General features: G+C 65.7%; 25 protein-coding genes and 1 tRNA gene. 14 read left to right on the forward strand and 12 right to left on the reverse strand.

The window, feature by feature from the left end; translation table 11 throughout:
* The first annotated feature begins 15 nt into the window (after positions 1-15).
* On the forward strand, positions 16-1,668 hold the full coding sequence (locus ACAX61_RS04335; RefSeq protein WP_370713578.1) for a thiamine pyrophosphate-binding protein: 1,653 nt from the start codon (positions 16-18) through the stop codon (positions 1,666-1,668).
* A gap of 59 nt (positions 1,669-1,727) precedes the next feature.
* Here ACAX61_RS04335 and ACAX61_RS04340 read toward each other — a convergent pair whose 3' ends face one another.
* Together ACAX61_RS04340 and thiS are read right to left on the reverse strand one after the other, a co-directional pair.
* Positions 1,728-1,898 (reverse strand): CsbD family protein, encoded by a 171-nt coding sequence (locus ACAX61_RS04340; protein WP_370713579.1) that lies wholly within the window; start codon positions 1,896-1,898, stop codon positions 1,728-1,730.
* An 80-nt stretch (positions 1,899-1,978) separates the two neighbouring features.
* Positions 1,979-2,983, reverse strand: a complete 1,005-nt coding sequence (thiS, locus tag ACAX61_RS04345) for a sulfur carrier protein ThiS (RefSeq protein ID WP_370713580.1) — start codon at positions 2,981-2,983, stop codon at positions 1,979-1,981.
* Positions 2,984-3,100: 117 nt separating this feature from the next.
* Between thiS and aroQ the strand changes: the two genes are divergently transcribed.
* From aroQ to accC, 3 genes are read left to right on the forward strand one after another with little or no spacing between them, the layout of a single operon-like run.
* The gene (aroQ, locus tag ACAX61_RS04350; protein WP_370713581.1) at positions 3,101-3,538 is read left to right on the forward strand and encodes a type II 3-dehydroquinate dehydratase; all 438 of its coding nucleotides are present in this window, start codon (positions 3,101-3,103) and stop codon (positions 3,536-3,538) included.
* A gap of 33 nt (positions 3,539-3,571) precedes the next feature.
* Entirely contained in the window at positions 3,572-4,063 is a 492-nt protein-coding gene (accB, locus tag ACAX61_RS04355; RefSeq protein ID WP_370713582.1) for an acetyl-CoA carboxylase biotin carboxyl carrier protein, read from the forward strand.
* 1 nt (position 4,064) lies between these two features.
* Positions 4,065-5,414 (forward strand): acetyl-CoA carboxylase biotin carboxylase subunit, encoded by a 1,350-nt coding sequence (gene accC, locus ACAX61_RS04360; protein ID WP_370713583.1) that lies wholly within the window; start codon positions 4,065-4,067, stop codon positions 5,412-5,414.
* 110 nt (positions 5,415-5,524) lie between these two features.
* Here the strand turns inward: accC and ACAX61_RS04365 are convergent, their stop codons facing one another.
* On the reverse strand, positions 5,525-6,031 hold the full coding sequence (locus ACAX61_RS04365; RefSeq protein WP_370713584.1) for a hypothetical protein: 507 nt from the start codon (positions 6,029-6,031) through the stop codon (positions 5,525-5,527).
* Positions 6,032-6,116: 85 nt separating this feature from the next.
* On the opposite strand from ACAX61_RS04365, the gene ACAX61_RS04370 reads away from it, so the two are divergent.
* Positions 6,117-6,193: transfer RNA gene (locus ACAX61_RS04370), tRNA-Arg, on the forward strand.
* Positions 6,194-6,388: 195 nt separating this feature from the next.
* Complete coding sequence (locus ACAX61_RS04375; protein ID WP_370713585.1) at positions 6,389-8,548, forward strand: TonB-dependent receptor; 2,160 nt, start codon at positions 6,389-6,391, stop codon at positions 8,546-8,548.
* Positions 8,549-8,595: 47 nt separating this feature from the next.
* On the opposite strand, the gene galE is transcribed toward ACAX61_RS04375, so the two are convergent.
* Positions 8,596-9,591 (reverse strand): UDP-glucose 4-epimerase GalE, encoded by a 996-nt coding sequence (galE, locus tag ACAX61_RS04380; RefSeq protein WP_370713586.1) that lies wholly within the window; start codon positions 9,589-9,591, stop codon positions 8,596-8,598.
* Between the two features lie 97 nt (positions 9,592-9,688).
* Here galE and msrA point away from each other — a divergent pair, with 97 nt between their 5' ends.
* Both msrA and ACAX61_RS04390 read left to right on the forward strand, forming a co-directional pair.
* Complete coding sequence (msrA, locus tag ACAX61_RS04385; RefSeq protein ID WP_370713587.1) at positions 9,689-10,237, forward strand: peptide-methionine (S)-S-oxide reductase MsrA; 549 nt, start codon at positions 9,689-9,691, stop codon at positions 10,235-10,237.
* Between the two features lie 73 nt (positions 10,238-10,310).
* Entirely contained in the window at positions 10,311-10,580 is a 270-nt protein-coding gene (locus ACAX61_RS04390; protein ID WP_370713588.1) for a hypothetical protein, read from the forward strand.
* 57 nt (positions 10,581-10,637) lie between these two features.
* Here the strand turns inward: ACAX61_RS04390 and pgi are convergent, their stop codons facing one another.
* The 8 genes from pgi to ACAX61_RS04430 all read right to left on the reverse strand — a co-directional run bounded on the left by pgi (position 10,638) and on the right by ACAX61_RS04430 (position 21,061).
* Positions 10,638-12,125 carry a glucose-6-phosphate isomerase gene (gene pgi, locus ACAX61_RS04395; protein WP_370713589.1) on the reverse strand — a complete coding sequence of 496 codons (1,488 nt, stop codon included), beginning with the start codon at positions 12,123-12,125 and terminating at the stop codon, positions 10,638-10,640.
* An 87-nt stretch (positions 12,126-12,212) separates the two neighbouring features.
* A complete protein-coding gene (locus tag ACAX61_RS04400; protein ID WP_370713590.1) occupies positions 12,213-14,225 on the reverse strand; it encodes an ATP-binding protein in 2,013 nt (670 codons plus the stop codon).
* 93 nt (positions 14,226-14,318) lie between these two features.
* Positions 14,319-15,308 (reverse strand): biotin synthase BioB, encoded by a 990-nt coding sequence (gene bioB, locus ACAX61_RS04405; RefSeq protein ID WP_370714899.1) that lies wholly within the window; start codon positions 15,306-15,308, stop codon positions 14,319-14,321.
* A gap of 44 nt (positions 15,309-15,352) precedes the next feature.
* The gene (locus ACAX61_RS04410; protein ID WP_370713591.1) at positions 15,353-16,159 is read right to left on the reverse strand and encodes a heme-dependent oxidative N-demethylase family protein; all 807 of its coding nucleotides are present in this window, start codon (positions 16,157-16,159) and stop codon (positions 15,353-15,355) included.
* Positions 16,156-18,297, reverse strand: coding sequence for a methylmalonyl-CoA mutase (scpA, locus tag ACAX61_RS04415; protein ID WP_370713592.1), 2,142 nt, complete (start codon positions 18,295-18,297; stop codon positions 16,156-16,158). The genes ACAX61_RS04410 and scpA overlap by 4 nt, the downstream gene beginning before the upstream one ends.
* A gap of 25 nt (positions 18,298-18,322) precedes the next feature.
* Positions 18,323-19,105: an enoyl-CoA hydratase-related protein gene (locus tag ACAX61_RS04420; protein WP_370713593.1), complete on the reverse strand. Its 783-nt coding sequence runs from the start codon at positions 19,103-19,105 to the stop codon at positions 18,323-18,325.
* Complete coding sequence (gene mce / locus ACAX61_RS04425; protein WP_370713594.1) at positions 19,105-19,524, reverse strand: methylmalonyl-CoA epimerase; 420 nt, start codon at positions 19,522-19,524, stop codon at positions 19,105-19,107. The genes ACAX61_RS04420 and mce overlap by 1 nt, the downstream gene beginning before the upstream one ends.
* A gap of 10 nt (positions 19,525-19,534) precedes the next feature.
* Entirely contained in the window at positions 19,535-21,061 is a 1,527-nt protein-coding gene (locus ACAX61_RS04430) for an acyl-CoA carboxylase subunit beta (protein ID WP_370713595.1), read from the reverse strand.
* Between the two features lie 99 nt (positions 21,062-21,160).
* Between ACAX61_RS04430 and ACAX61_RS04435 the strand changes: the two genes are divergently transcribed.
* From ACAX61_RS04435 to ACAX61_RS04460, 6 genes are all read left to right on the forward strand, one after another.
* Positions 21,161-22,558, forward strand: coding sequence for a helix-turn-helix domain-containing protein (locus ACAX61_RS04435; protein ID WP_370713596.1), 1,398 nt, complete (start codon positions 21,161-21,163; stop codon positions 22,556-22,558).
* A gap of 62 nt (positions 22,559-22,620) precedes the next feature.
* Positions 22,621-23,382, forward strand: a complete 762-nt coding sequence (locus ACAX61_RS04440) for a class II aldolase/adducin family protein (RefSeq protein ID WP_370713597.1) — start codon at positions 22,621-22,623, stop codon at positions 23,380-23,382.
* Positions 23,383-23,434: 52 nt separating this feature from the next.
* Positions 23,435-23,761: a YnfA family protein gene (locus tag ACAX61_RS04445; RefSeq protein WP_370713598.1), complete on the forward strand. Its 327-nt coding sequence runs from the start codon at positions 23,435-23,437 to the stop codon at positions 23,759-23,761.
* A 52-nt stretch (positions 23,762-23,813) separates the two neighbouring features.
* Complete coding sequence (locus ACAX61_RS04450) at positions 23,814-24,359, forward strand: (2Fe-2S)-binding protein (RefSeq protein WP_370713599.1); 546 nt, start codon at positions 23,814-23,816, stop codon at positions 24,357-24,359.
* A gap of 103 nt (positions 24,360-24,462) precedes the next feature.
* Positions 24,463-25,416 (forward strand): RcnB family protein, encoded by a 954-nt coding sequence (locus ACAX61_RS04455; RefSeq protein WP_370713600.1) that lies wholly within the window; start codon positions 24,463-24,465, stop codon positions 25,414-25,416.
* An 84-nt stretch (positions 25,417-25,500) separates the two neighbouring features.
* Positions 25,501-26,178: a 2OG-Fe(II) oxygenase gene (locus ACAX61_RS04460; protein ID WP_370713601.1), complete on the forward strand. Its 678-nt coding sequence runs from the start codon at positions 25,501-25,503 to the stop codon at positions 26,176-26,178.
* Positions 26,179-26,281: the final 103 nt, after the last annotated feature.

Below are 26,281 nucleotides of genomic sequence, written 5' to 3' on the forward strand. Positions count from 1 at the left end.
ATTGGAGAGCGCCTGATGACCCTTCGCACCGGCGGCCGCGTATTGGTCGACAATCTGGTCGCGCAGGGGTGCGACCGACTGTTCCAGGTGCCGGGCGAGAGTTTTCTCGCGGTGCTGGACGCGCTGGTCGACACGCCCGCTATCGAAGTGGTGACCTGTCGCCAGGAAGGTGGCGTCACCTTCATGGCATCGGCCGACGGAAAGCTGACGGGCCGCCCCGGCATCGCCTTTGTCACGCGCGGGCCGGGTGCCACCAATGCGGCGATCGGGGTGCATGTCGCGCAGCAGGATTCGCTGCCGATGATCCTGTTCATCGGCGACATCGACCGCGGCACCCGCCATCGGGAAGCGTTTCAGGAGATTGATTTCGAAGCGATGTTCGCGCCAGTCGCCAAATGGGCGGCGCGGATCGACGACGCTACGCGCATTCCCGAATATGTCGCGCGCGCCTATGCCACGGCGATGAACGGGCGGCCCGGCCCGGTGGTGCTGGCGTTGCCGGAAGACATGCTGCTCGATCAGGTTGAGGTAGCGGACCGCCCGCGCGTCGAAAAGCTTCGTCAGGCACCCGATGCTCCGTCGATGGAGCGGCTGATCGAAATGCTGCGTGTGGCGGAGCGTCCAGTTGCGATCGTCGGCGGCGCGGGGTGGTGCGACGGCACCGCCACCGCCTTTGCCAGTGCGGCCACCCGCCTCGGCCTGCCCGTCGCCGCCGCCTTCCGGCAACAGGATTCGTTGTCCAACGAGATGCCTGTCTACGCCGGCAATCTGGGCTATGGCCCCTGCCCGCTGCTGCCACGCCGCATCAAGGATGCCGACCTGCTGCTGGTCGTCGGCGCACGCATGGGGGAAGCGACGACTGACGGCTATACGCTTGTGACGCCCGATCATCCGGGCCAGACTTTGGTGCACATCCATCCCGACCCCGATGAGCTGGGGCGCGTTTATCGCACGGATCTGTCCATCTGCGCCGACATGCGAAGCTTCGCCCGTGCGCTGGATGCGGTGCCGGACCTGCCGCGCTTCGACAGCGGGGCGGCGGCGCATGCCGAATGGCTCGACTGGTCCGATCCGCGCCCACGTGACGGGGTGACCATGGACCTTGGCCCCTGTGTCGCGACGATGCGGGAACGGCTGCCCGCCGACACCATCATCTGCAACGGCGCGGGCAATTTTTCGGCCTGGTGGCATCGTTACTGGCGCTATTCGGGGCCGTGCAGCCAGTTGGCACCGACCTGTGGCGCGATGGGTTATGGCACCCCAGCCGCCGTCGCCGCCGCGCTGCGCCATCCGAAGCGGCAAGTGGTCGCGATTGCGGGCGATGGCGATTTCCTGATGAACGGACAGGAACTGGCGACCGCCGTTCAGCACCGCGCGGACATGCTGGTGCTGGTCATCGACAATGGCGGCTATGGCACCATCCGCATGCATCAGGAGCGGGAATTTCCTGGCCGCGTCTCCGCAACGTCGCTTGGCAATCCCGACTTTGCCGCGCTGGCGCGTGCCTATGGCGCCTGGGCAGACACGGTCGACACGACCGAAGCATTCGCACCCGCGCTGGACCGCGCAATGGAGCAGACGGGCGTTCGATTGCTGCACATCCGTACCGATATTTCGGTCATCAATCCGGGCACGACGATCGAAGCGATCCGCGCAAGCCACCGTTAGCGCGCAAAGAAAGGGGCCGTGCAATGCACGACCCCTGTTCTTTCAGGTGCAGGCAACGATCAGATGTCGTCGCCCAGCGCGCCCTTGACCTTACCGCCAAACTGCTGCGCCTTACCCTTGGTTTCCTGTGCCTGGCCGTCGGCGCGAGTCTCAGGGTTGTTCGACTCCTGCTTCGCCTTGCCGACTGCTTCGTTGACATTGCCTTTGATCTTGTCGACCATCTCGCCCATGCGATCCTCCATTTGATCTGTTATCGGCACGACTTGCACCGTTCACATATTCAACGGACGGATAACTGGATGGTTCCAATTCAGATCAATCCTGCCAATGGGCTGGAGGGGTCGGCATAACGGCGCTTGGCCATGCGTCCCGCGCGATAGCTCAGGCGACCGGCTTCGATCGCGCCCTTCATCGCGGCGGCCATCATCACCGGGTCCTTCGCCTCGGCAATGGCCGTGTTCATCAGCACGCCGTCGCAGCCCAGTTCCATCGCGCGCGCCGCGTCCGACGCCTGCCCGACGCCCGCATCGACCAGCACGGGCACCTTGGCACCCTCCACGATCAGGCGAATCGTCACCTCGTTCTGGATACCCAGCCCCGAACCGATCGGCGCGCCCAGCGGCATGATCGCGACCGCTCCGGCTTCCTCAAGCTGTTTCGCGGCGATGGGATCGTCGGTGCAATAGACCATCGGCTTGAAACCCTCGCGCACCAGCACTTCGGTCGCGTGCAGCGTTTCGCGCATATTGGGATAGAGCGTGCGCGCTTCGCCCAGCACCTCCAGCTTGACCAGATCCCAACCGCCTGCTTCACGCGCCAGGCGCAGCGTGCGGATAGCGCTGTCGGCATCGAAACACCCCGCGGTGTTGGGCAGGTAGGTGACCTTTTTGGGGTCGATATAGTCGGTCAGCATCGGCGCATCGGGATCGCTGACGTTCACGCGGCGCACGGCCACCGTGACGATCTCCGCCCCCGAAGCCTCCACCGCGGCAGCATTCTGGGCGAAATCCTTATATTTCCCGGTGCCGACGATCAGGCGCGAGCGAAAGGTGCGCCCCGCCACGGTCCAGCTGTCATCATCGACCGCTGCCGCATGATCGCCGCCGCCGACAAAATGCACGATCTCCAGTTCGTCGCCATCCTCCACCCGGACATCGGCCAGCGTTGAGCGGGGCACGACCTCAAGATTGCGCTCGACCGCGACCTTTTCGGGGACCAACCCCATTTCGTTGGCCAATTCGGCAAGCGTCAGGCCGGCCTTCACGCGGCGATGTTCGCCGTTGACGCGGATCGTTATGGTGCCGTCGCTGTGCATCGCCGTCCTTCGATGTCGTTGTGGGTCGCGAACGAGTCTCGACTTGGCGCGACCCGTGCGGGTATGGATGACCGCGATCTAGGTGCCCATCCACGCCCCCGCAACCGAAAGCCACCAATGGCCGATATTGTCTATGTCCTGAACGGTCCCAACCTGAACCTGCTCGGCACGCGTGAGCCGGAGATTTACGGGGCCGATACGCTGGATGACATTGCCGGCATGCTGGAGGATCGGGCGCGCGAACTGGGGCTGGAAATCGAGCTGCGCCAGTCCAACCATGAGGGGCATCTGGTCGACTGGCTGCACGAAGCGCAGGCAGAGGGCGCACGCGCCGTGCTGCTCAACGCCGCTGCGTTCACCCACACCTCGGTCGCGCTGCTGGACGCGATCAAGGCGATCCGCGTGCCGGTGATCGAGGTGCATCTGTCCAACCCGCACCGGCGGGAAGAATTTCGCCACAAAAGCTATGTCGGCATGGCCGCACATGGCACCGTCGCGGGCTTCGGTCCGCAATCCTATATGCTCGCGCTTGAAGCAGCCGCCCGGCTGGCCTAAAGCGCCGCCTTTTTCACGGGAACGACAGGTCGCATGGTCGAGAAAACCGAAAATGAGCGCAACATGCGCGTCGACATCGAACTGGTGCGCCAGCTGGCGAGCGTGCTGGATGACACGCGCCTGACCGAAATCGAGGTTGAGGATGGGGAGCGCCGCGTGCGCGTCGCGCGCGAGGTTACCGTCGCGCCAATGATGCACGCTGCTCCCGCTTACGCGCCGCAGCCCGCCGCACCGGCCGCGTTGGCCGCGCCCGCCGCTGCGGAAACGGGCGCATCGACCCCGGCGACGGCGGTCAACGCGGTCAAGTCGCCAATGGTCGGCACCGCCTATCTCGCTTCCGAGCCGGGCGCCAAGCCGTTCGTGTCGGTCGGGCAAAAGGTCGCCGCCGGCGATACGCTGCTGATTATCGAGGCGATGAAGGTCATGAACCCGATCGTCGCGCCGGCTGCCGGTACGGTATCGTCGGTGCTGGTCGAAAATGGCCAGCCGGTCGAATTCGACCAGCCGTTGGTGGTCGTGCAGTAACATGCGCAAGATCGAGAAGCTTCTGATCGCCAATCGCGGCGAGATTGCCCTGCGCATCCACCGCGCATGTCATGAAATGGGCATCAAGACAGTGGCGGTCCACTCGACCGCCGATGCCGATGCGATGCACGTCCGGCTTGCTGACGAAGCGATCTGCATCGGCCCGCCGCCCGCGGGCGAGAGCTATCTCAACATCCCGAACATCATTTCCGCCGCCGAAATCTCGGGCGCGGACGCGATCCATCCGGGCTATGGCTTCCTCAGCGAAAACGCCAAATTCGCCGAGATCGTCGAGCTGCACAACATCCTGTTCGTCGGGCCGAAGCCCGAACATATCCGGGTGATGGGCGACAAGGTGGAGGCAAAGCGCACCGCTGGCGCGCTGGGCCTGCCGCTGGTGCCGGGCTCGGCCGGTGCGGTCAGCGACGTCGAGGAAGCACGCGAGATCGCCGCGCGCATCGGCTATCCGGTCATCATCAAGGCAGCCTCCGGCGGCGGCGGGCGCGGCATGAAGGTGTGCGCGTCCGAAGATCAGCTTGAGACGCTGATGAGCCAGGCGGGCAGCGAGGCCAAGGCCGCGTTCGGCGACGCCACCGTCTATATCGAGAAGTATCTCGGTAATCCGCGCCACATCGAATTTCAGGTGTTCGGCGACGGCAAGGGCAATGCCATCCATCTGGGCGAGCGCGACTGCTCGCTCCAACGCCGTCACCAGAAGGTGCTGGAGGAGGCCCCCTCCCCCGTGCTGTCCGCCGAGGACCGCGAACGCATGGGCGCGATCGTCGCAAAGGCGATGGCCGATATGGGCTATCGCGGCGCGGGCACGATCGAGTTCCTGTGGGAAAATGGTGAGTTCTACTTCATCGAGATGAACACCCGGCTTCAGGTCGAGCATCCGGTGACCGAGATGATCACCGGCGTCGACCTGGTCCGCGAACAGATCCGCATTGCCGAGGGACATGACCTGTCGGTGACGCAGGACGAGCTGGTCTTTACCGGCCACGCCATCGAATGCCGCATCAATGCCGAAGATGCGCGCACCTTCGCACCTTCGCCCGGCACGGTGACCTATTTCCACGCGCCCGGCGGCATGCATGTGCGCGTCGATAGCGGGCTGTACGCCGGCTATCGCATCCCGCCTTACTATGATTCGATGATCGCCAAGCTGATCGTCTATGGCCGGACGCGCGAAGGCTGCCTGATGCGCCTGCGCCGCGCGCTGGAAGAATTCGTGGTCGAGGGCGTGAAGACGACGATCCCACTGCACCAGGCGCTGCTCGACGACCCGGAGTTCCGCGAAGGGCAATATACGATCAAGTGGCTGGAGGAATGGCTCGCTCGCGAGGGGTGAGCCGCGCCGCCGGTTCTTAGTGCTCAAACCCGCGTTCGCTCGCCCATTAATGGGAGGGCGAACGCGGAGCCGGCATCGCCGAATAGGCGACCGGCCCCGTTCGCGCCGCATCAGGCCGCGCGCATCATCCCGTCGATCCGTTCGATCCGCTCCAGTTCCGCCTGATTCTGCGCCCGCGCATCCGCCAGCAGTGTTTCGAGGGCGCCGTAGGGCTGCTTGCCCGCCACTGCGCGATCGATCGCCGCCCGCTCCACATCGGCCAGCACGGCTGCAGTGGCGCCGCGCAGCGTGTCCAGTTCCGCCAGCACCAGCTGCGCGGCGATCCAGCTTTCGCTGCCCGGCGCGGCATCGGTCGCACGGCTCGCCAGACGCTCAGCCTCATCAGCCCGTGCGCCAAAAGCCGTCTGCGCCGCCTCCAGCGACTGACGCAGCCGGGCGACCTCTGCATCCAGCATCGGGTCAGCCACCGTCAGAGCGGGCGGCGGTGGCGGCGCAGGCGTCTCAAACCCCCGCTGTTCGATCGGTCGCGGCAGCAACGATGGGTAGCCGGAGTCGGCCGGGGCCGCGCAGCCGACAAGCGGCAGCAGCGGCGCGAACAGGAAAAATGCGCGCATCATCGCCCCAACGCCTATTCTTGCATTTTTTTACGCGCAATGGGGTTGCGCGATCTGAAAAGCCCGTTTAGAGGCCCCCTCCTACCGCGCGCCCGTAGCTCAGCTGGATAGAGCATCAGACTACGAATCTGAGGGTCGGACGTTCGAATCGTTCCGGGCGCGCCAATTTCTCCACATCGTTGTAAAGCGTTAGGGGCATTCCCCCGCCGGTGGGGTCTGCGCCCCACCGGCAGGTTTTGCGTGCGCCGGGCGCCAGCCGCGCACACCACAAAAATGTGCACCTGCGAAAAAGAGCCTTGTGACTTTATATCGTCCCGTTAGGAAGGGGGCCTCCCCTTTTGATTTCGGAAGTGCGCTGCGATGCTTCTCCGCTCTGTTCTGTTTGCCTCCACCCTGCTCGCCGGCGTGCCTGCCATTGCCAGCGAGATCACGCCTCCGGCCGAGCCTGCGCCGCAGCGCGTCGACCACAGCGACGCGCGCGCCGATATTCTGGTCACTGCCCCGTTTGAGCGGACACAGGCGGACATTCTGTCGGGCACGTCGATCCTGACCGGACAGGCACTGACGCGCGAACTGCGCCCCTCCATCGGCGACACGCTGGCCCGCCAGCCCGGTGTCAGCTCGACGTCCTTTGGCCCCAATTCCTCGCGGCCGGTGCTGCGTGGCTTTCAGGGCGACCGCATCCGCGTGCTGACCGACGGCATCGGTTCAATCGACGCGTCGACCACCTCGGTCGATCACGCGCCGGTCATCAATCCGTTGACCGCCGACCGGATCGAGGTGCTGCGCGGGCCGTCGGCGCTGCTGTTCGGCTCATCGGCAATTGGCGGCGTGGTCAACGTGATCGACAACCGCATCCCGCGCGAGATTCCCGAAGAAGCGATCCATGTCGACGTCATCGGCACCTATGGCTCGGCAGCGAAGGAGCGGTCGGCTGCGGGTGAGCTGGACGTTCCCATCGCGGGCAAGCTGGTCGCGCATGTCGACGGCAGCTACCTGAAGACCGGCGACCTTCGCACGGGCGGCTATCTGCTCAGCCCCGAACTGCGCGCCATCGCCGCTGCCAGCGATGAAGAGGAAGTGCGGGAGAACGCCACGCTGCGCGGCCGCCTGCCCAATTCGGCGGCGGAGACGTGGGAAATCGCTGGCGGCCTGTCGCTGGTTACCGATCGCGGTCATCTGGGCTTTTCGGTCAGCCGGTATGAAAGCACCTATGGCGTGCCGGGTCGTCTGGAATATCTGCACGAAGAGGGCGATGATCACGACCATGACCATGATCATGATCACGAAGATGAGCATGGCGAAGAGGGGCATGAAGGCCACAGCCACGAAAACGTCCGCCTGAACCTGAAGCAGACACGTTTCGACGTGCGCGGTGAGGTGGAGACCGACGGCGACTTCCTCGACCGCATCCGGGTACGCCTGGCCGCTGCCGATTATCGCCATGACGAGATCGAGGAATCGGGTGAGATCGGCACCAGCTTCTTCAATCAGGGCTATGAAGGGCGGCTTGAACTGGTTCAGGCCAATCGCGGCGGCTGGCGCGGCGCCAGCGGCGTCCAGATGTTCATCCGCGACTTCGACGTGGTGGGCGAGGAAAAGTTCGTGCCGCGCAACACCACCGAACAGGTCGGCCTGTTCACCCTGCAGAGCGTCGATCTGGGCGCGCTGCGGCTGGAGGGCGGCGCGCGTTACGAGCGGACCAGCCTGACGGCACAGGCCGACGCCGATCTGGATGTGCCGCGCATCGCCCGCGATTTCGATGCCTATTCCGGCTCGCTGGGCGTCAGCTATCAGCTGGGCGACCGTATTCGCATCGGCCTGAACGCATCGCGCACCGAACGCGCGCCGTCGGCGGAAGAGCTGTTCGCGACCGGCCCGCATGCCGGTACCCAGTCCTATGAAGTCGGCAACCCCGATTTCACCAAGGAGAAGAGCTGGGGACTGGAAGGCACGTTGCGCGGGTCGGCGGCCGGGGTCAGCTTTGCGGTGGCCGGGTTCTACAACTGGTTCGACGATTATATCTATCAAAGCCCCACGGGCGAAGAGATCGACGAGCTGCCGGTGTTCCAATACGCGCAGGCGAACGCCCGCGTCTGGGGTTTTGAGGCGGAGGCGCGCGCCAATCTGGCGACGGTGGGCGGCTATACGCTCAGTGTCGACGGGCTTGCCGATTATGTCCGCACGACCATCACCAGCGTCGGCCCGGCGCCCCGCATCCCGCCGCTTCGCATGCTGGGCGGTGTGGAGGCCAATGCCGACCGCCTGACCGGCCGGGTCGAGGTGGAGCATGTGTTCGACCAGGATCGCGTATCGACGTTCGAGCTGCCGACCGAGGGCTATACGATGGTCAACGCGTCGATCGGGATCCGCCCGTTCGGGCCGGGCAACGCCACCAGCCTGACGGTGTCCGCCAACAACATCTTCGATGTCGAGGCACGCCGCCACGCCAGCTTCCTGAAGGATTTTGCGCCGCTGGCAGGGCGCGACATCCGCGCGACGCTGCGCTTCCAGATCTGATCCGCCCAGCGCCCGCCCGGCCCGTGAGAGGCCGGGCGGGCGCCATATCAACCGCGTTCGGCCAGATGGCGCTCCCACGCCAGTGCGTCGCGGACAATCGCCTCCAGATCGTCGTGGCGCGGGCGCCAGGGCAACGCGGACAGGATCGCGGCGTTATCGGCGACCAGCGAATCTGGATCGCCCGGACGCCGCCCCTCCATCCGCCGCTCGATCGTCCGGTTGGTCACCCGATCGACGGCATCCAGCACCTCCAGCACCGAATAGCCGCGGCCATAGCCGACGTTGAACACATGGCTGTCCGACGGTTCGCGCATCAACAGGTCCAGCGCATCGACATGGGCGGCGGCCAGATCGCTGACATGGATGTAATCGCGAACGCCCGTGCCGTCGGGCGTGGCGAAATCGCTGCCACAGACCGAGACATGCTCGCGCTTGCCGATGGCGGCCTCTACTGCAACCTTGATCAGATGCGTGGCACCGACGGTCGACTGACCGCTGCGACCCTGCGGATCGGCGCCCGCGACGTTGAAATAGCGCAGCGCCGCATAATTGAACGGATGCGCCGCTGCGACGTCGGCCAGCATCGCCTCCGTCATCAACTTTGACCGGCCATAGGGATTGATCGGCGATTTCGGCGCCCCCTCCGGCACCGGCACCGTTTCCGGGATGCCATAGGTCGCGGCGGTCGAGCTGAAGATGAAATGGCGAACACCCTCCGCCACAACGCTTTCGATCAGGCTGCGCGAAGCGGCGGTGTTGTTGCGATAATATTTGAGCGGGTTTTCCACCGATTCCGGCACCACGACCGATCCGGCGAAATGCATGACCGCGACGACGCCGTTCGCGCGGATCGCTGCCCGCACGCGCGCTTCATCGGCAATGTCGGCGACGACCAACGTCGCGCGAGGATCGACGGCCCAATCGAAGCCCGTCAGCAGATTGTCGACGACCACCACCCGCCAACCCGCATCCAGCAGCGCCAGCACCGCATGGCTGCCGATATAGCCGGCGCCGCCCGTTACCATTACGCAACCATCGCGCATCCTCATCTCCCTGCTCATCGCGGCGGGCGCGCTAGCACCCCCATTGGGTTCGCGCCACGGCCATCCTATCTGGGGCGCCAATCAGGAGATGAACGACATGCGTGAGGAAGTAGCAACACTTGCCGGTGGCTGTTTCTGGTGCACCGAAGCGGTGTTCAAGGACGTGATCGGGGTGACCGAGGTCGAGAGCGTCTATATTGGCGGTTCGACCGAAAACCCGACCTACAAGCAGGTGTGCGGCGGCGACACCGGCCATGCGGAGGCGATTCGTGTCACCTATGACGCCGATGCGATTCGGTATGGCGACCTGCTCGACATTTTCTTTGCCACGCATGATCCCACGACGCTGAACCGTCAGGGCAATGACGTCGGCACCCAGTATCGCTCAGCGATCTTCCCCCATTCGGACGAGCAGGAAGCAGAGGCCAAGGCCGCGATCGAGCGCAATGCGTCGGAATGGCCGAACCCGATCGTGACCACCATCGAACATGCCGATCGCTGGTACCCGGCTGAGGACTACCACCAGGATTATTGGGACGGCGAAGGACAGCGCAATCCCTATTGCCTGGCGGTCATTCCCCCCAAGCTGAGGAAGCTGCGCAAGAGCTTTGCCGAACGGTCCAAGGGCGCGTCGGCAGAGGCGTAAATGGAACCGGGACGGACGATGGGCGGTTGAGCGCCGGTCTGGGCCGTTCCGGCCCCGAATCGGAGTTGAATGAATGAAGCGCTTTATCGCCCCCGCCCTGCTGGTCCTTGCCGCCGCTCCCCTTGCTGCCTGTGGCGGTGACGGCGACGATGCGCTGGCCGAACGCGCCGAGGAACAGGGCGAGGCGCAGGCCGAAGCCGCAATGGCCAATGGCTCGAACGAAATGGTCGCCGACCAGATCGAAGACAATGCCGAGGCCCGTGCCGAAGCAATCGATGATTCGGACGTCGATGTCGACGATCTGAGCCAGGCCCAGCGCGACGCGATGGTCAACGGCAACTGATTGTAGACGGATCAAAAGCGGCCCGCCCTGTCACCTGACCGGGCGGGCCGTTTTCGTTTACCCCAGTGCGCGTTCGATCAGCGCCGCGGTCGAAGGATCGAGATCCTGATCGCCCGCATCGGCCGCCTTTGCCATTTCCTTGCCCAGCTCGACACCGAACTGGTCGAAGGCGTTGATGCCCAGCATCGCCGCATTCACGAACGTCCGATGTTCGTAAAACGCAACCAGCGCGCCCAGCGTGCGGGGGTCCAGCGTGTTGAGCAGCAATGTCGATGAGGGGCGGTCGCCCGGATAGGCGCGCGCGGCATCTTCATGCCCCCGGCCCTTCATCAACGCCGCACCCTGGGCAAAGGCGTTCAGCAGCAACTGCCGATGATGCTGTTCGTCCAGCGCGTCGCCCGCCTCGATCACGGCCAGGAACTCGACCGGCACGACATGCGTGCCCTGATGCAGCAGCTGGAACACGGCGTGCTGCGCGTCGGTGCCCGCCCCGCCCCAGGTGATCGGCGCGGAAGGTCGGTCGAGCGGCTGGCCATCGGCGGTCACGCCCTTGCCGTTCGATTCCATCTCAAGCTGTTGCAGATAGTCGGGCAGCAGCCGCAGCCGCTCATCATAGGCGAACACTGCGCGAGTCGAGAGACGGCGGACCTGCGTGTAATAAAGGTCGGCAAAGGCGGCGAGGACCGGCGCATTCTTCGTCAGTTCGGTGAAGCGGAAATGGCGGTCCATTTCGGCCGCACCCTCCAGCAATTCCTCGAACGCCTCATATCCCAGCGCCATTGCGGCAGGAAAACCGATCGACGACCACAGCGAATAGCGCCCGCCCACGCTTTCGCTGAACGGCAGGATGCGGGTTTCATCGACGCCCCACTCCACCGCCTTTTCCGGGCTGGCGGTCAGCGCGATGACCCGGCCATAGGGGTCTTCGACGCCGGCTTCGGTCATCCAAGCCAGCGCGCTTTCGGCGTTGAGCATGGTTTCGGTGGTGGTGAAGGTCTTGGACGCGACGGCGATGATCGTCGCGTGCGGGTCGAACTGTTCCAGCGCTGTTTCCAGCGCGATGCCGTCGACGTTCGATACGATGGCGACGTCATAGCGCACGCCGTCATGGCCCAGCGCGTCGACCAACAGGTCGGGGCCAAGCGCCGATCCGCCGATGCCGATGTGCAGCACATGCTGGATCGGCCCAAGTGCCTCAGCCTCGATCGCGTCGATCAGGGCGCGCATGCGGGCATGCTGTGCGCGGGCCAGGTCGACGCTTTCCGCCGCGCCTTCGCCGCGCTGGGCGGTGTGTTCGACCGCGCGCCCTTCGGTCACGTTGACGACTTCGCCCGCGAACAGCGCGTCGCGCTTGGCGACCAGCCCGGCTTCGCCCGCCAGCGTTTCGAACATCGCGATCAGTTCGGGCGTCAGGTGCGTCTTGGACCAGTCGAAATGGATGCCTGACACGTCCAGCGTCAGCGACGACAGGCGGTCGGCATCGGCGGCGAACAGGTCGTTCAGCGTCGTGCGCGGGGCGGCTTCAATCTTGGACCAATCGGGCATGGCAGTGAGTCTCCGGCAAGCGGGTGTTGGCATCGGCCCTAGCGCGGGTGGCGAGCCGACTGAACCCCCGATCGCCGCCCGCCCCGCTTATTCGAACTCAAGGATCGCCGCATCGACGCTCAGGCTGTCGCCGGGCGCGAAATTGACTTTGGCGACGGTCGCGGGGCGTTCGGCGCGCAGGATGTTCTCCATCTTCATCGCCTCCACCACGGCCAGCGGTTGCCCCGCCTCCACCTTGTCGCCCGCGCTCACCTCCAGCCGGGTCAGCAGCCCCGGCATGGGGCACAGCAGGAATTTCGAGGTATCGGGCGGCAGCTTTTCGATCATGTGCCGCGCCAGCGGGGCGACGTGGGCGGGCAGCACCCGCACGACATGCGCGGCACCGCGCGCGGTCAGGCGCCAGCCGGTGCGGACCGGGTCGACCTTCACCGACAGGGCTTTGCCATCGACCACCGCCTGGACCAGGCGGGCGCCGGGGCAGAAATCATGGGTCAGCGCCATGTGTGCGCCATCGACAGTGGCGGCGTCGTCCGCAACCTCGACGGCGAAATCATCACCATCCAGCGTCACGTGCCAGCCAGTCGGCGGCGCAAGCGGCGCGCCCAACTGCCCCTCGATCCGCCGCGCGCGCGCCGCCATCACGGTCGACAGCGTGCCCGCCAGCGCCGCCAGCCGCCGCTTCAGCTCCGTATCCGCCGCCGCACCGGTAAAGCCGTCGGGATATTCCTCCGCGATGAAGCCCGTGGTCAGCGCGCCCGACAGGAAGCGGGGGTGCTGCATCAACGCCGACAGAAAATCGACATTGTTGCCCACGCCCTCCACCACGAACCGGTCGAGCGCCGCGACCTGAAGTGCGGCGGCCTCGTCACGGCTGGGCGCCCATGTCACCAGCTTGGCGATCATGGGGTCATAGAACATGCTGACTTCCCCGCCTTCCGCCACGCCGTCGTCGACGCGGACGTAACCGGCGTCGGGCACGGTGCCATAAGGGGTGTCGGTCGCGACCGGCGGCGCATAGCGCACCAGCCGCCCGGTCGACGGCAGGAACCCGCGATAGGGATCTTCGGCATAGACGCGATTTTCAATCGCCCAGCCATTCAGCTTCACATCGCCCTGAGCGAAGGCCAGCGTCTCACCCGCCGCCACGCGGATCATCTGTTCGACCAGATCGAGGCCCGTCACCGCTTCGGTCACCGGATGCTCGACCTGAAGCCGGGTGTTCATTTCAAGGAAGTAAAAGCCGTCGCCCGTCGTGTCGGCACCCGACACGATCAGCTCGACCGTGCCCGCGCTGTAATAACCCACGGCGCGCGCCAGTGCGACCGCCTGCTCGCCCATCTTGCGGCGCATATCGGGCGTGACGAAGGGCGACGGCGCTTCCTCCACCACCTTTTGATGGCGGCGCTGGATCGAACATTCGCGCTCGCCCAGATAGACGATGTTGCCGTGCTGGTCGCCCAGCACCTGAATTTCGATGTGGCGCGGGCTTTCGATGAACTTCTCGATGAACACGCGGTCGTCACCGAAACTGGCCAGCCCTTCGCGCCGTGTCGCCTCGAACCCCTCGCGCACATCCTGTTCGGACCAGGCGAGGCGCATCCCCTTACCGCCGCCGCCCGCCGACGCCTTCATCATCACCGGATAGCCGATCTCGCCCGCGATGCGGACGGCGTGTTCGGTATCCTCGATCACGCCGACGAAGCCGGGGACGACGTTGACGCCCGCGGCCTTGGCCAGCTTCTTCGATTCGATCTTGTCGCCCATCGCCGCGATGGCACCCGGCGGCGGCCCGACGAACGCGATCCCCGCCTCCGCACATGCTTTGGCGAAGCTCTCGCGCTCGGACAGGAAACCGTAACCGGGGTGGATGCAATCCGCGCCCGTTTCCTTTGCCGCCAGCAGGATCAGGTCGGCCTTAAGATAGCTTTCGGACGCCGGCGCGGGGCCAAGCCGAACCGCCTCGTCCGCCATCAGCACATGCGGGCTGCGCGCATCGGCGTCGGAATAGACCGCGACGGTCTTCAGACCCATGCGCCTGGCCGTGCGAAACACCCTGCACGCGATTTCGCCACGGTTGGCGACGAGGATTTTCTTGAACATCCTATCCCTGACCTGATCCCCGTGCATCAACGCGCCGGATTTGAACCCAAATGATGGGGCGCGGACGGCACCCGGCCATCCCGCCCCGCCCTGTTACTCCGCCGCGTCGCGCACCGGCTCTGCCGCCATCGCGGTCAAACCCAGCTTGGCGAACAGCTCGGCATCCTTGTCGTCGCCGGCATTGCCCGTCGTCAGCAGCTTGTCACCGGTGAAGATCGAGTTCGCCCCCGCCAGGAAACACAGCGCCTGCGTCGCCTCGCTCATGCTCTCACGGCCCGCGGACAGGCGCACCATGCTGCCGGGCATGGTGATGCGCGCGACGGCAACGGTGCGGACGAATTCGATATCGTCGATCTTGGCCAGCGGCGTGTCGGCCAGCATGTCGCCCAGCGGCGTGCCCTTGACCGGCACCAGCGCGTTGACGGGCACGCTTTCAGGCGGGGTCGGCAGGTTGGCCAGCGCGTGGATGAAGCCCACGCGGTCGCCGCGCGTCTCCCCCATGCCGACGATGCCGCCCGAACACACGTTGATGCCCGCCGACCGCACATGGTCCAGCGTGTCCAGCCGGTCGGCGAAGGTACGCGTAGTAATGACCCGATCGTAATATTCGGGCGAGGTGTCGATGTTGTGGTTGTAATAATCCAGCCCCGCATCGGCCAGCATCGCCGCCTGACCCGGCGTCAGCATGCCCAGCGTCATGCAGGTTTCCATGCCCATCTGGCGCACGCCCTTCACCATTTCGACAATGGCGGGCATGTCGCGGTCCTTGGGATTGCGCCATGCCGCGCCCATGCAGAAGCGGGTGGAGCCATTGTCCTTGGCCTGGGCCGCCGCCTGCATCACCGCGCGCACGTCCATCAGCTTGGACGCGCCAAGGTCGGTTTCATGCTTTGCCGACTGGTTGCAGTAACCGCAATCTTCGGGGCAACCACCGGTCTTGATCGACAAGAGGGTCGAGCGCTGGACACTGTTCGCCGGATGATTGGCGCGGTGCACCTCGGCCGCGCGGAAAACGAGTTCGGTAAAGGGCAGGTCGAACAATTCGGCAATCGCCGCGCGCGACCAGCGTTCGCCGGTTTCCATGGCGGCGGTTTCAACGGGGGCGGGGTCGAGGGGCGTGACGGCGTTCAAGCGGCTATCTCCGGTCGGATCTGTCGGCGCGCGGCGTATCGGGCCAGCGCGGCCGCGTAATGAGGGGCGGCGCGGCGCTCATGCTCGCCCGCGCCGATCGTGGCAACCGCATCGCCCACCCGCGCAACGACGGCGTCGCTGAGCGCGGCGAGCGGTGCGGTGTGGATGCCTATCGTGAACAGCACCGCGCCCGTTTCAGGCAGGCGGCGCAGCGTCTGGCGCTCGCACCGGACGAACAGGGTCTCTCCGGCATTGTCCGCGTCTACATGGGCAAAGCGGGCGGCGGGATTGCCCTCTGGCATCCATCGGGGCGCTGCGTCTGGCACAACGAACCAGTTGGCGCGGCCAAAGATCGTGCCCGGCGCCAGCGTCGCCATGAAATGATCGACCCCGGCGGCAAGTTGCTCGGCATAGCCATGGATCGGCGCATGCACGTCGGTCAGCGCCAGCCCCAGCTTGTCGCTGAGCCGCCAGTCGGTCGGAAACGCCACCGCCCCGCCGACCAGCCGGTAAGCGCCATCCGCGCCAGGGGTCAGCACGCACAGATCCTCCCACACGCCGCGCGCCGCATCGGCCAGCGTGCCGCCGATGCCGATCATCGCCGCCGCTTCCCGCCCAGCCGCTTCGCCTTCGGGCAGCATCGCGACACTTTCGGGCCAGCGGTCAAAGGCCTCGGCGCGCGCCGCCCGGTCGAAATCGGGTTGCAGCCATTCGCGCTCGGCCAGCCGGGTCAGCCCCATGCGGAGCTGCCCGCCGCGCCGCGCGCGCGGTACCAGCGTTTCGACCGAAAAGCCCAGCGTCACTCGGCGGCCTCGACATCAGGTGGCATGTTGTGGCCCAGCAGTCGCAGCACCTGTTCGGCGGCCTCGATCAAATTGGTGCCGGGGCCGAAAATCGCCTGCACGCCAGCATCGCGCAGGAACTGATAATCCTGTGCCGGGATCACGCCGCCCGCAACGACACGAATATCGGCCCGGCCCGCATCCCTCAGATGACCGATCAGTTCGGGGATCAGCGTCTTGTGTCCCGCCGCCAGGCTGGACGCACCGACGACGTCGACATCGCTTTCTATGGCCAGCTTTGCCGCTTCCTCCGGTGTCTGGAACAGCGGCCCGGCGACCACGTCGAAGCCCAGATCGCCGAACATGCTCGACACCAGATTGGCGCCCCGGTCGTGCCCGTCCTGCCCCATCTTGGCGACCAGCATCCGGGGTCTGCGGCCCAGCCGCCGCTCGGTCGCGGTCACGCCGTCGGACAGGCGGGTCCAGCGCGCGTCGTCCTTGTACGCGCCGCCATAAATGCCGCGCACCGGCGTCGGCTGCGTGCCGTAGCGCCCGAACACGACCTCCATCGACGCCGAAATCTCGCCCAGCGTGGCACGCGCGCGGGCGCATTCGACCGCCAGCGCCAGCAAATTGGCATCACCCGCCGCCCCTTCGCGCAAACGGGCCAGTGCGGCCTGACAGGCATCCTCGTCACGCGCGGCACGGACGCGCTCGATCCGGGCGATCTGGCCCTGACGCACGGCATGATTGTCGATGTCGAGGATCTCGACCGGATCCTCGTCCTTCAGCCGGTATTTGTTGACGCCGACGATCACGTCCTCACCCCGGTCGACGCGCGCGGCGCGGGCGGCGGAGGCCTCCTCGATCATTGCCTTGGGCCAGCCGGCATCGACGGCGCGCGCCATGCCGCCCTCTGCCTCCACCCGCTCGATCAATTCCCATGCGCGGTCGACCAGATCCTTGGTCAGCGCCTCGACATAATAACTGCCGCCCAGCGGATCGACGACGTTGGTGATGCCCGTTTCCTCCTGCAACACGATCTGCGTGTTGCGGGCGATGCGCGCGGAAAAGTCGGTGGGCAGCGCGATTGCTTCGTCCAGGGCGTTGGTGTGCAGGCTCTGCGTACCGCCCAGCCCCGCCGCCAGTGCCTCGATCGTGGTGCGGATGACATTGTTGTACGGGTCCTGTTCCTGCAACGACACGCCCGATGTCTGGCAATGCGTCCGCAGCATCTTGGACCGCTCGTCCTTCGCGCCCAGATCGGACATCACCCGGTGCCACAGCGTCCGTGCCGCGCGCAGCTTGGCGATTTCCATGAAGAAGTTCATGCCGATCGCAAAGAAGAAGGAAAGCCGCCCGGCGAACTTGTCGATGTCCAGCCCCGCCGCCATCGCAGCCTTGGCGTATTCGCGCCCGTCGGCAATGGTGAATGCCAGTTCCTGAACTTGCGTCGCCCCGGCTTCCTGCATGTGATAGCCGGAAATGGAGATGCTGTTGAACTTCGGCATATGTTCGGACGTGTATCCGATGATGTCCGAAATGATCCGCATCGACGGCTGCGGGGGGTAGATATAGGTGTTGCGGACCATGAACTCCTTCAGGATGTCGTTCTGGATCGTACCGTCCAGCTTTTCCTGAGGGACGCCCTGCTCCTCCCCCGCCACGATGAAGAAGGCCAGGATCGGGATCACCGCGCCGTTCATGGTCATCGATACCGACATCTGGTCCAGTGGGATGCCGTCGAACAGGATCTCCATGTCCTCGACACTGTCGATCGCGACGCCCGCCTTGCCGACATCGCCGACCACGCGCGGATGGTCGCTATCGTACCCGCGATGCGTGGCGAGATCGAAGGCGACCGACAGCCCCTTCTGCCCTGCGGCCAGGTTGCGGCGGTAAAAGGCGTTCGATTCCTCCGCCGTGGAAAAGCCCGCATATTGCCGGATGGTCCACGGGCGGCCGGCATACATCGACGCGCGTACGCCGCGCGTAAACGGCGCGAAACCCGGCAGGCCAGGGTCCCAGCCCTCGACATCCTCAGCGGTATAGAGCGGCTTGACCGCAATCCCCTCCGGCGTGTGCCAGGTCAGGTCGCGGCCCTTCACTTCCTTGTCGGCAAGCGCGCGCCAGTCGGCCGGGGTGGGTTTGTCGGTCATCGCAAATACTCGGTCGGTGGACGCGTCAGCGCCCCTTGAACTCAGGTTTCCGCTTGGCGAGAAAGGCCATGCCCCCCTCGGTCGCGTCCAGCGTCGTGCGGGCCTGGCGCTGTGCCTGTGCCTCGTGCTGCATCGCCGCAGCATAGTCGCTTTCGTAACCATGATGAAGCGCGCGTCGCATCAGGCCCAGTGCGACCGTCGGCCCCGCCGCCAGCCGGGTGGCGAGCGCCAGTGCGGCCTCATCCAGCGCCTCGTCCGCGACGACCTTGTGGATCATGCCCCATGCCAGCGCGCGGTCGGCCAGCACCCGTTCACCCAGCATCATCATCTCCGCCGCCCGCGCACGCCCGATCAGGCGCGGCAGCATCCATGAAGCGCCGCCATCGGGGACCAGCCCGATATTGACGAACGCCTGCAGGAAATAGGCGGTGTCGCTGGCGACGCAGAAATCGGCGGCCAGCGCCAGACTGCACCCGATCCCCGCAGCGGCGCCACGCACCGCGCTGACGACCGGAACGTCCACCGCCGCCATCGCCGCCAGTGTCGGGTTATAATGCTCGGTCAGCGCGGCGAACGTCGCGGCGCCCGGATCGTCGCTGTTCAGCGCCCCACCGGCCACATCGGCACCCGAACAAAAGGCGCGTCCCGCCCCGGTCAACAGTACCGCACGCGCGCCATTCAGGTCGGACAGCGCCGCGCGCAGTTCGTCGAACATCGCCGGGGGCGCGGCGTTCAGCCGGTCGGGCCGATTGAGCGTCAGGACCAGCACATCGCCGCGATGGTCGGTCAGGATATGCTCGAACGCCATCAATGGTCCCCCTTGGGCGTTTCCATGATCTCGGTCAGCACGCCACCCATGTCGCGCGGATGCACGAAGAAGATCGGCGTTCCGTGCGCGCCGATTCGGGGTTCGCCCAGCACGCGCGCGCCCTTTGCCTCGAACCACGCCTTCGCCGCATGAATATCGGGCACTTCATAGCACAGATGATGCTGCCCACCCGCCGGGTTCTTTTCCAGAAAGGCGCGGATCGGGGATGCCTCCCCCAGCGGCTCGATCAGTTCGATCTGCGTGTTCGGGGTATCGACGAAGCAGACCTTTACGCCCTGCGCGGGCAGGTCGAACGGCTCACCGATCGCGGTTGCGCCCATCACGTCGCGGTAAAAGGCGATGCTGTCGGCAATCGAAGGCGTCGCGATACCGACATGGTTGAGACGACCGAGGTTCATGGCGCAGCCCTCACAACGGGATGTTGTCGTGCTTCTTCCACGGATTCTCCAGCGCCTTGCCCCTGAGCTTGCGAAGACCCAGTGCCACGCGCCGGCGTGTGGAGTGCGGCATGATCACCTCGTCGATGAAGCCTTTTGACGCCGCGACGAAGGGGTTGGCGAAGCGCGCTTCGTATTCCGCCGTCCGTTCGGCAATTTCGTCCGCCGTGCGCCCGCGAAAGATGATCTCGACCGCACCCTTTGCACCCATCACCGCGATTTCGGCGGTCGGCCAGGCATAGTTGAGGTCGCCGCGCAGATGCTTCGACGCCATCACGTCATATGCACCGCCATAAGCCTTGCGCGTGATAACCGTGATCTTGGGCACCGTCGCCTCGGCATAGGCGAACAGCAGTTTCGCGCCATGTTTGATGATGCCCGAATGCTCCTGCCCCACGCCCGGCAGGAAGCCCGGCACGTCGACAAAGGTGACGATCGGAATCTCGAACGCGTCGCAGAACCGCACGAACCGGGCGGCCTTTTTAGATGAATTGATGTCCAGCACGCCCGCCAGCACCATCGGCTGATTGGCGACGATGCCCACCGTGCGCCCCTCCACCCGGCCAAAGCCGCAGATGATGTTGGCCGCATGGGCGGGCTGGATTTCAAAGAAGTCGCCCTCGTCCACCACCTTCCGGATCAGCTCGTGCATGTCATAGGGCTGATTGGCGTTGGGCGGGATCAGCGTGTCGAGGCTATCCTCGATCCGGTCCCACGGGTCGTCGGTCGGCCGCGCCGGGGCCGCTTCCCGGTTCGAGGCCGGTAACAGGTCCACGAAGTCGCGGGCCGCGAGCAGCGCCTCGATATCGTTTTCGAAGGCCACATCGGCGACCCCCGACTTCGTGGTATGCGTCACCGCTCCACCCAGTTCCTCCTGCGTGACGATCTCGTTTGTAACGGTCTTCACTACATCCGGGCCGGTGACGAACATGTAACTGCTGTCTTTCACCATGAAGATGAAATCGGTCATCGAAGGCGAATAAACCGCCCCGCCCGCGCACGGCCCCATGATGAGGCTGAGTTGCGGGACCACACCCGATGCCAGCACGTTACGCTGAAAAACCTCGGCATAGCCGCCAAGGGAGGCGACGCCCTCCTGAATACGCGCGCCGCCGGAATCGTTCAGGCCGATGACGGGTGCGCCCACCTTCATCGCCATATCCATGATCTTGCAGATCTTTTGCGCATGGCGTTCGGACAGCGATCCGCCGAACACGGTGAAATCCTGCGAAAAGACGAAGACCAGACGGCCATTGATCGTGCCCGATCCGGTGACGACACCGTCGCCGGGCACCACCTGATCCTGCATGCCGAAATCGGTGCAGTTATGTTCGACATACATGTCGAGTTCTTCGAACGAACCTTCGTCGAGCAGCACGTCCAGCCGTTCGCGCGCGGTCAGCTTGCCCTTTGCATGCTGGGCATCGACCCGGCGCTGACCGCCACCCATACGGGCGGCATCACGGCGGCGTTCGAGTTCGGCGATGGTGGACGACATGCGCGCTCCCGAAAAATGACGACAACTTCCTTTCATGGCCCGGCGGCAAAGGCAAATGTGATGTTGCAAACACCCGCGAACCGTGTTTGCAAACTGACCATGCCAAAAACGCCACGCCGCCTGTTCGCCGGCCACCAGCTTCGCGCCCTGCGCCGCCGCCATGGCTTGAGCCAGGCGGAGGCGGCCGCACGGCTGGGAATTTCGACAAGTTACCTGTCGCAGATCGAAAATGGCGACCGCCCGCTGACCGAATTGGTGCTGGCGGCCCTTGCCCGCGCCTTTCCGCAGGACTGGGGCACGATCGGGGAGGATGCGGGGTTGGCGGCCGCCGCCCTGACCGCCGCGACCGATCCGCGCATCGACGGCGCGACCGAAGCCGATCCCGCCCTGACCCGCGCGCTTCGGCAGCAGCCGCAACTGGCACGGCGTCTGGTGGCGCTGCACGCCGCCTATATGCGGGTCGAGGCGCAGGTACGGGTGCTGGACGACAGGGTCGATTCGGGGGAAAGCGCGGCGCGCCAGCCATGGGAAGCGGTGCGCGACTGGTTCCACGACGCGGGCAATTACATCGACGCCATCGACCGGGGGGCGGAGGCGCTGGCCGCCCGCTTTCCCGCCGATGCCAGCCCGCGCCGGGCCATCGGGGAGCGACTGCAATCACGCCACCGGGTGCAGATCGAAAGCGGTGATGGCGGCGGCCGGATGCGCGCCTTCGACCCCGTTCGCCGGACGCTTCGCCTTGATCGGACACTGCCGCCCGAAAGCGCGCTGTTCCAGCTGGCGCACCAGCTGGTCCGGCTGGAACTGGCCGAAGCGATTGACGCAACCGTGGCGACGTCGGGACTGGAGGACGATGCCGCGCGCGCGCTGCTGTCCGTGGGGCTGGCCAATTATGCCGCGGGCGCGCTGCTGATGCCATACGCCCTGTTTCGCGACGCGGCGCGCGCGGTGCGCCATGACATCGACCGGCTGCGCCAGCGTTTCGGGACGAGTTTCGAGCAATGCTGCCACCGCCTGTCCACGCTCCAGCGGCCGGGGGCGGAGGGCGTGCCGGTGTTCTTCTGCCGCGTCGACATGGCGGGCAACATCACCAAGCGCCATTCGGCGACCCCGCTGCAATTCGCCCGCTTCGGCGGCGCCTGCCCGCTGTGGATCGTGCATGAAGCGGTCGCGATTCCCGACCGCATTCTGGTACAGCGCGCGGAAACGCCCGACGGCGTGCGATACGTCACCATGGCCAAGGGGCTGGTCAAGCCATCGGGCAGCTATACGCGCAGCCCCCGCCGTTATGCCGTCACCTTGGGGTGTGAGGACACGCACGCCGCCGACTTCATCTATGCCGATGATCTTGGTCCCGATGGCGCGGCGACGCCAATCGGCAGTTCATGCCGCATCTGTCCGCGCACCAGCTGTGACCAGCGTGCCTTTCCCCCGGCGGCTTCACGGATCGAGATCGACACCGACGCGCGCGGGGTCGTGCCCTATCGTTTTCGCTGATTGCCGCGCGCCGCCGATAGGCATAGCCTCTCCCGCAAAAATGAGAGGATGAGGAGAGAGCCATGGCTACCGCCGCGCGCAGGGCGCCCGTCATTTCGGATGTCGAGTGGGAGGCGCGCCAGCAGCTCGCCGCCTGTTACCGTGTCTTCGACATGCTTGGCTGGTCCGAGATGATCTATAACCACATCACCCTGAAAATACCGGGTGAGGACGGCGCGTTCCTGATCAACCCCTTCGGTCTGCATTTCAGCGAGGTGAAGGCGTCGAACCTGGTCAAGGTCGATATTGACGGCCACAAGCTGGACGACTCGCCCTATCCGGTGAACCGCGCCGGATTCGTGCAGCATGCCGTGTTCCATCGCCATTTGCCCGACGCGCACTGCATCATGCACACCCATACGACCGCAGGCATGGCGGTCAGTTCGCTGGAAGGCGGGCTGCGTCCCGTCAATTTCTATGCCGCCAGTTTTGCCGGGCGGATCGCTTATCATGATTTCGAAGGCGTGACCGTCCGCGAGGAGGAAGGCGCAAGGCTGGTCCAGCATCTGGGCGACAAGCGCGTCATGCTGCTCAAAAATCACGGCATCGTCGTCATGGGCCGCACCCTGCCCGAAGCGTTTCTGAAACACTGGTCGCTGCAGCGCGCCTGCGAGATACAGTTGGCAACGATGAGCATGGGCACCCCCATCGAAGTGCCCGCCGACGTCATCGCCGTGCATCAGCGCGACATCAGCCAGGCACAGGCGCCCGGCGGCCCCGGCGCGGCGGATTTCGCGGCAATGGTGCGGCTGGTCGACCGCATCGACGGCAGCTGGAGGGACTGAGCGGCGGCGGCGCGAGATTGCGAGGGCTGAGCGTGCGTGGCATCTGCCGGGCATGACGGCTTTCGCCTATATCGGTGCCGCACTGGCCGAAATCGCGGGCTGTTTCGCGTTCTGGGCATGGTTGCGGCTGGACCGGTCGCCATTGTGGCTGCTGCCGGGCGTCGCGTCGCTGTGCCTGTTCGCCTATCTGCTGACGCTGGTCGATGCCGACAATGCGGGGCGAAGCTATGCCGCCTATGGCGGTGTCTATATCGCCTCGGCACTGGTCTGGCTCTGGGTGGCGGAGGGGGTGCGGCCCGATCGCTGGGACCTGATCGGCGCGGCAATATGCATTTCCGGCGCGGCCATCATCCTGTGGGGTCCGCGCTCACCGGCCTGAGCGCCCCTCCCCCGTTCCCCTGCCGCCCTGCCCACGCTAAAGCCGCGCGTGCATGACCCGGATGACCGTCAACAACCAGCCGATCCAGTACCGGCTCGCCCCCGACACGCCGCTGGCCTACGCGCTGCGCGACGCGTCGAACCTGACGGGTACGAAGATCGGCTGCTCCAACGGCGAATGCGGCGCCTGTACTGTCGATATCGACGGACGCGCAGTGCGGTCCTGCACCGTCACCATCGCGGCGGTGGAGGGCAGCTTCATCACCACGATCGAGGGGCTGGCGCGCGACCGCGACCATCCGGTGCAACAGGCGTTTCTGGCGGCCAATGTGTCGCAATGCGGCTTTTGCATCCCCGGCATCGTCATGTCGGCGGCAACGCTGCTCCAGCGTGAACGCGACCCCGATGACGAGGCGATTCGCCGCGCGGTCGACCATCATTGCCGCTGTGGCATCCAGCCCCGCCTGATCGAAACGGTCCGCCGCGCCGCCGCCATTGCGCGCGGTGACGAAACCGTGACGCCGATCGCCCGCCCAGGCACCGACGCGGTGGACGCGGCAGGTGCCGTGCCCGCCCTGACCGCGACGAAAGCTGACTGAATGCTGTCACCGCAATTCAGCAACCGCTCACGGCGAATGGCATAGATCGTGCCTCATGCGGTATCGTCTCGATCGTGAGCGTCGCCGCCGGAGGAATCGAACCATGAAAATGAAGTGGATGCTGGCGCTTGCGGCCGCGACCGCGCTGATGCCCGCTACGGCCATCGCGCAGGACGGGCGCGGCCGCGAGGGTCGCAGCTTCGACGGCGGCGAGCGCGCGGCACCGCGCGGCGACCGCGGCCAGCGTTTCGGCGGCGCCCCGCGCGGCGGCGAACGCCCCGTCCGCCCCGCCTTTCGCAATGACACCCCCCGCCCGGCGCCCCAGCGCGAGGCCGGCCGCGTCCGCGAACAGCGACAGGCATTTCGTGCCGAGCGCCGCGACGACCGTCGCGACTTTCGCGGCGAACGCCGGGACGACTCACAAGCATTCCGGGCCGAGCGGCGTGAGGATCGTCAGGCGGTGCGGAACGGCACGGTCGACCGGCAGCAGTTCCTGCGCGACCGGGAAGGTGATCGGCGGGCATTTCGTCAGGATCGCCGCGACGATCGACGCGATTTCCGGACCGATCGTCGCGACGACCGCCGCGACTGGCGACAGGAAAACGCGCGCCGCGACTGGCGGCAGGACAACAACCGTCGTGGCCTGATCGGTCAGGGGGAGCGGCGCTGGTATGGCGACAATGACTGGGGCGTCCGCCGCGACCGTGACGGGCGCGACTGGAACCGCGGCGGCTGGAATCGGGGCGGCTGGAACCGCGACTGGCGGCGCGACGGGCGTTACGACTGGCGCGGCTATCGCACGACCAACCGTAACCTGTATCGCCTGCCGCGCTATTACGCCCCGCGCGGGTGGGGCGGCGGCTATCAGCGTTTCGGGATTGGGTTTTCGCTAAACAGCATCCTGTTCGGTCCCGATTACTGGATCGACGATCCGTTCAGCTACCGCCTGCCGGAAGCCTATGGGCCGTATCGCTGGGTGCGTTACTATAACGACGCGCTGCTGGTGGACTTGGACACAGGGGAAGTCGTCGACGTCGAATACGACATCTTCTGGTAAGTTCGACCGAATGCATCCGGGGGTCGGCGCAGCGATGCGCCGGCCCCTTGCATTTGGCCGCGCGCACGCGGCAGGAATAGGGGCATGGCCACTGCCCCCAATCCCGTCGGCAGCCCCAGTGCGATCCGCGCAGCCATTGGCCGCGACGTCGCCGCGCGGCTGGATGCCAACCCCGCGATCACCCGCGTATCGATCGACGAGGCGCAGGTATATTACCACCTCGATTTCTTGAGCGACGCCGAGTGCGACATGCTGATGGCGCTGATCGATATCGGGCGGCGGCCCTCAACCTTGCTCACCCAGTCTAAGGACGATCAGTTTCGCACCAGCGAAAGCTGCGACATGGACCGCTATTCCCCCGACATCCGACCCATCGATGAACGGGTCGCCGCACTCATGGGCATCGCCCCTGAACAGGGCGAAACCATGCAGGGTCAACGTTATGCCGCCGGCCAGCAATTCCGCGCGCATCATGACTTCTTCCACGAAAGTGAGCCTTACTGGCCCGCGATGCAGGCGCATGGCGGCCAGCGAACCTGGACCACCATGGCCTATCTCAACGATGTGGAGGAAGGCGGCGCGACCTGGTTCCCGCAGGCGGGCATCCGCATCCCGCCGCGCCGCCGAATGCTGCTGATCTGGAACAACATGAAGCCCGACGGCAGCCCCAACGAACTGACCCTGCATGAGGGTACGGCCGTGGTGGAGGGCACCAAATACATCTTCACCAAATGGTTTCGCGAGGGTCGCTGGCTGCGATAGGTGAAGCACGCTAAATGATGGCGTGCAGGGTGGCGTTTTTCACCATTTACGGGGGTGCTCGAACCAAAAACCTTGGATTTCCGGGCGTCCCGCAAATTGGCAC

The organism is Sphingomonas sp. IW22 (genome assembly GCF_041321155.1).
Classification (GTDB): Bacteria; Pseudomonadota; Alphaproteobacteria; order Sphingomonadales; family Sphingomonadaceae; genus Sphingomonas.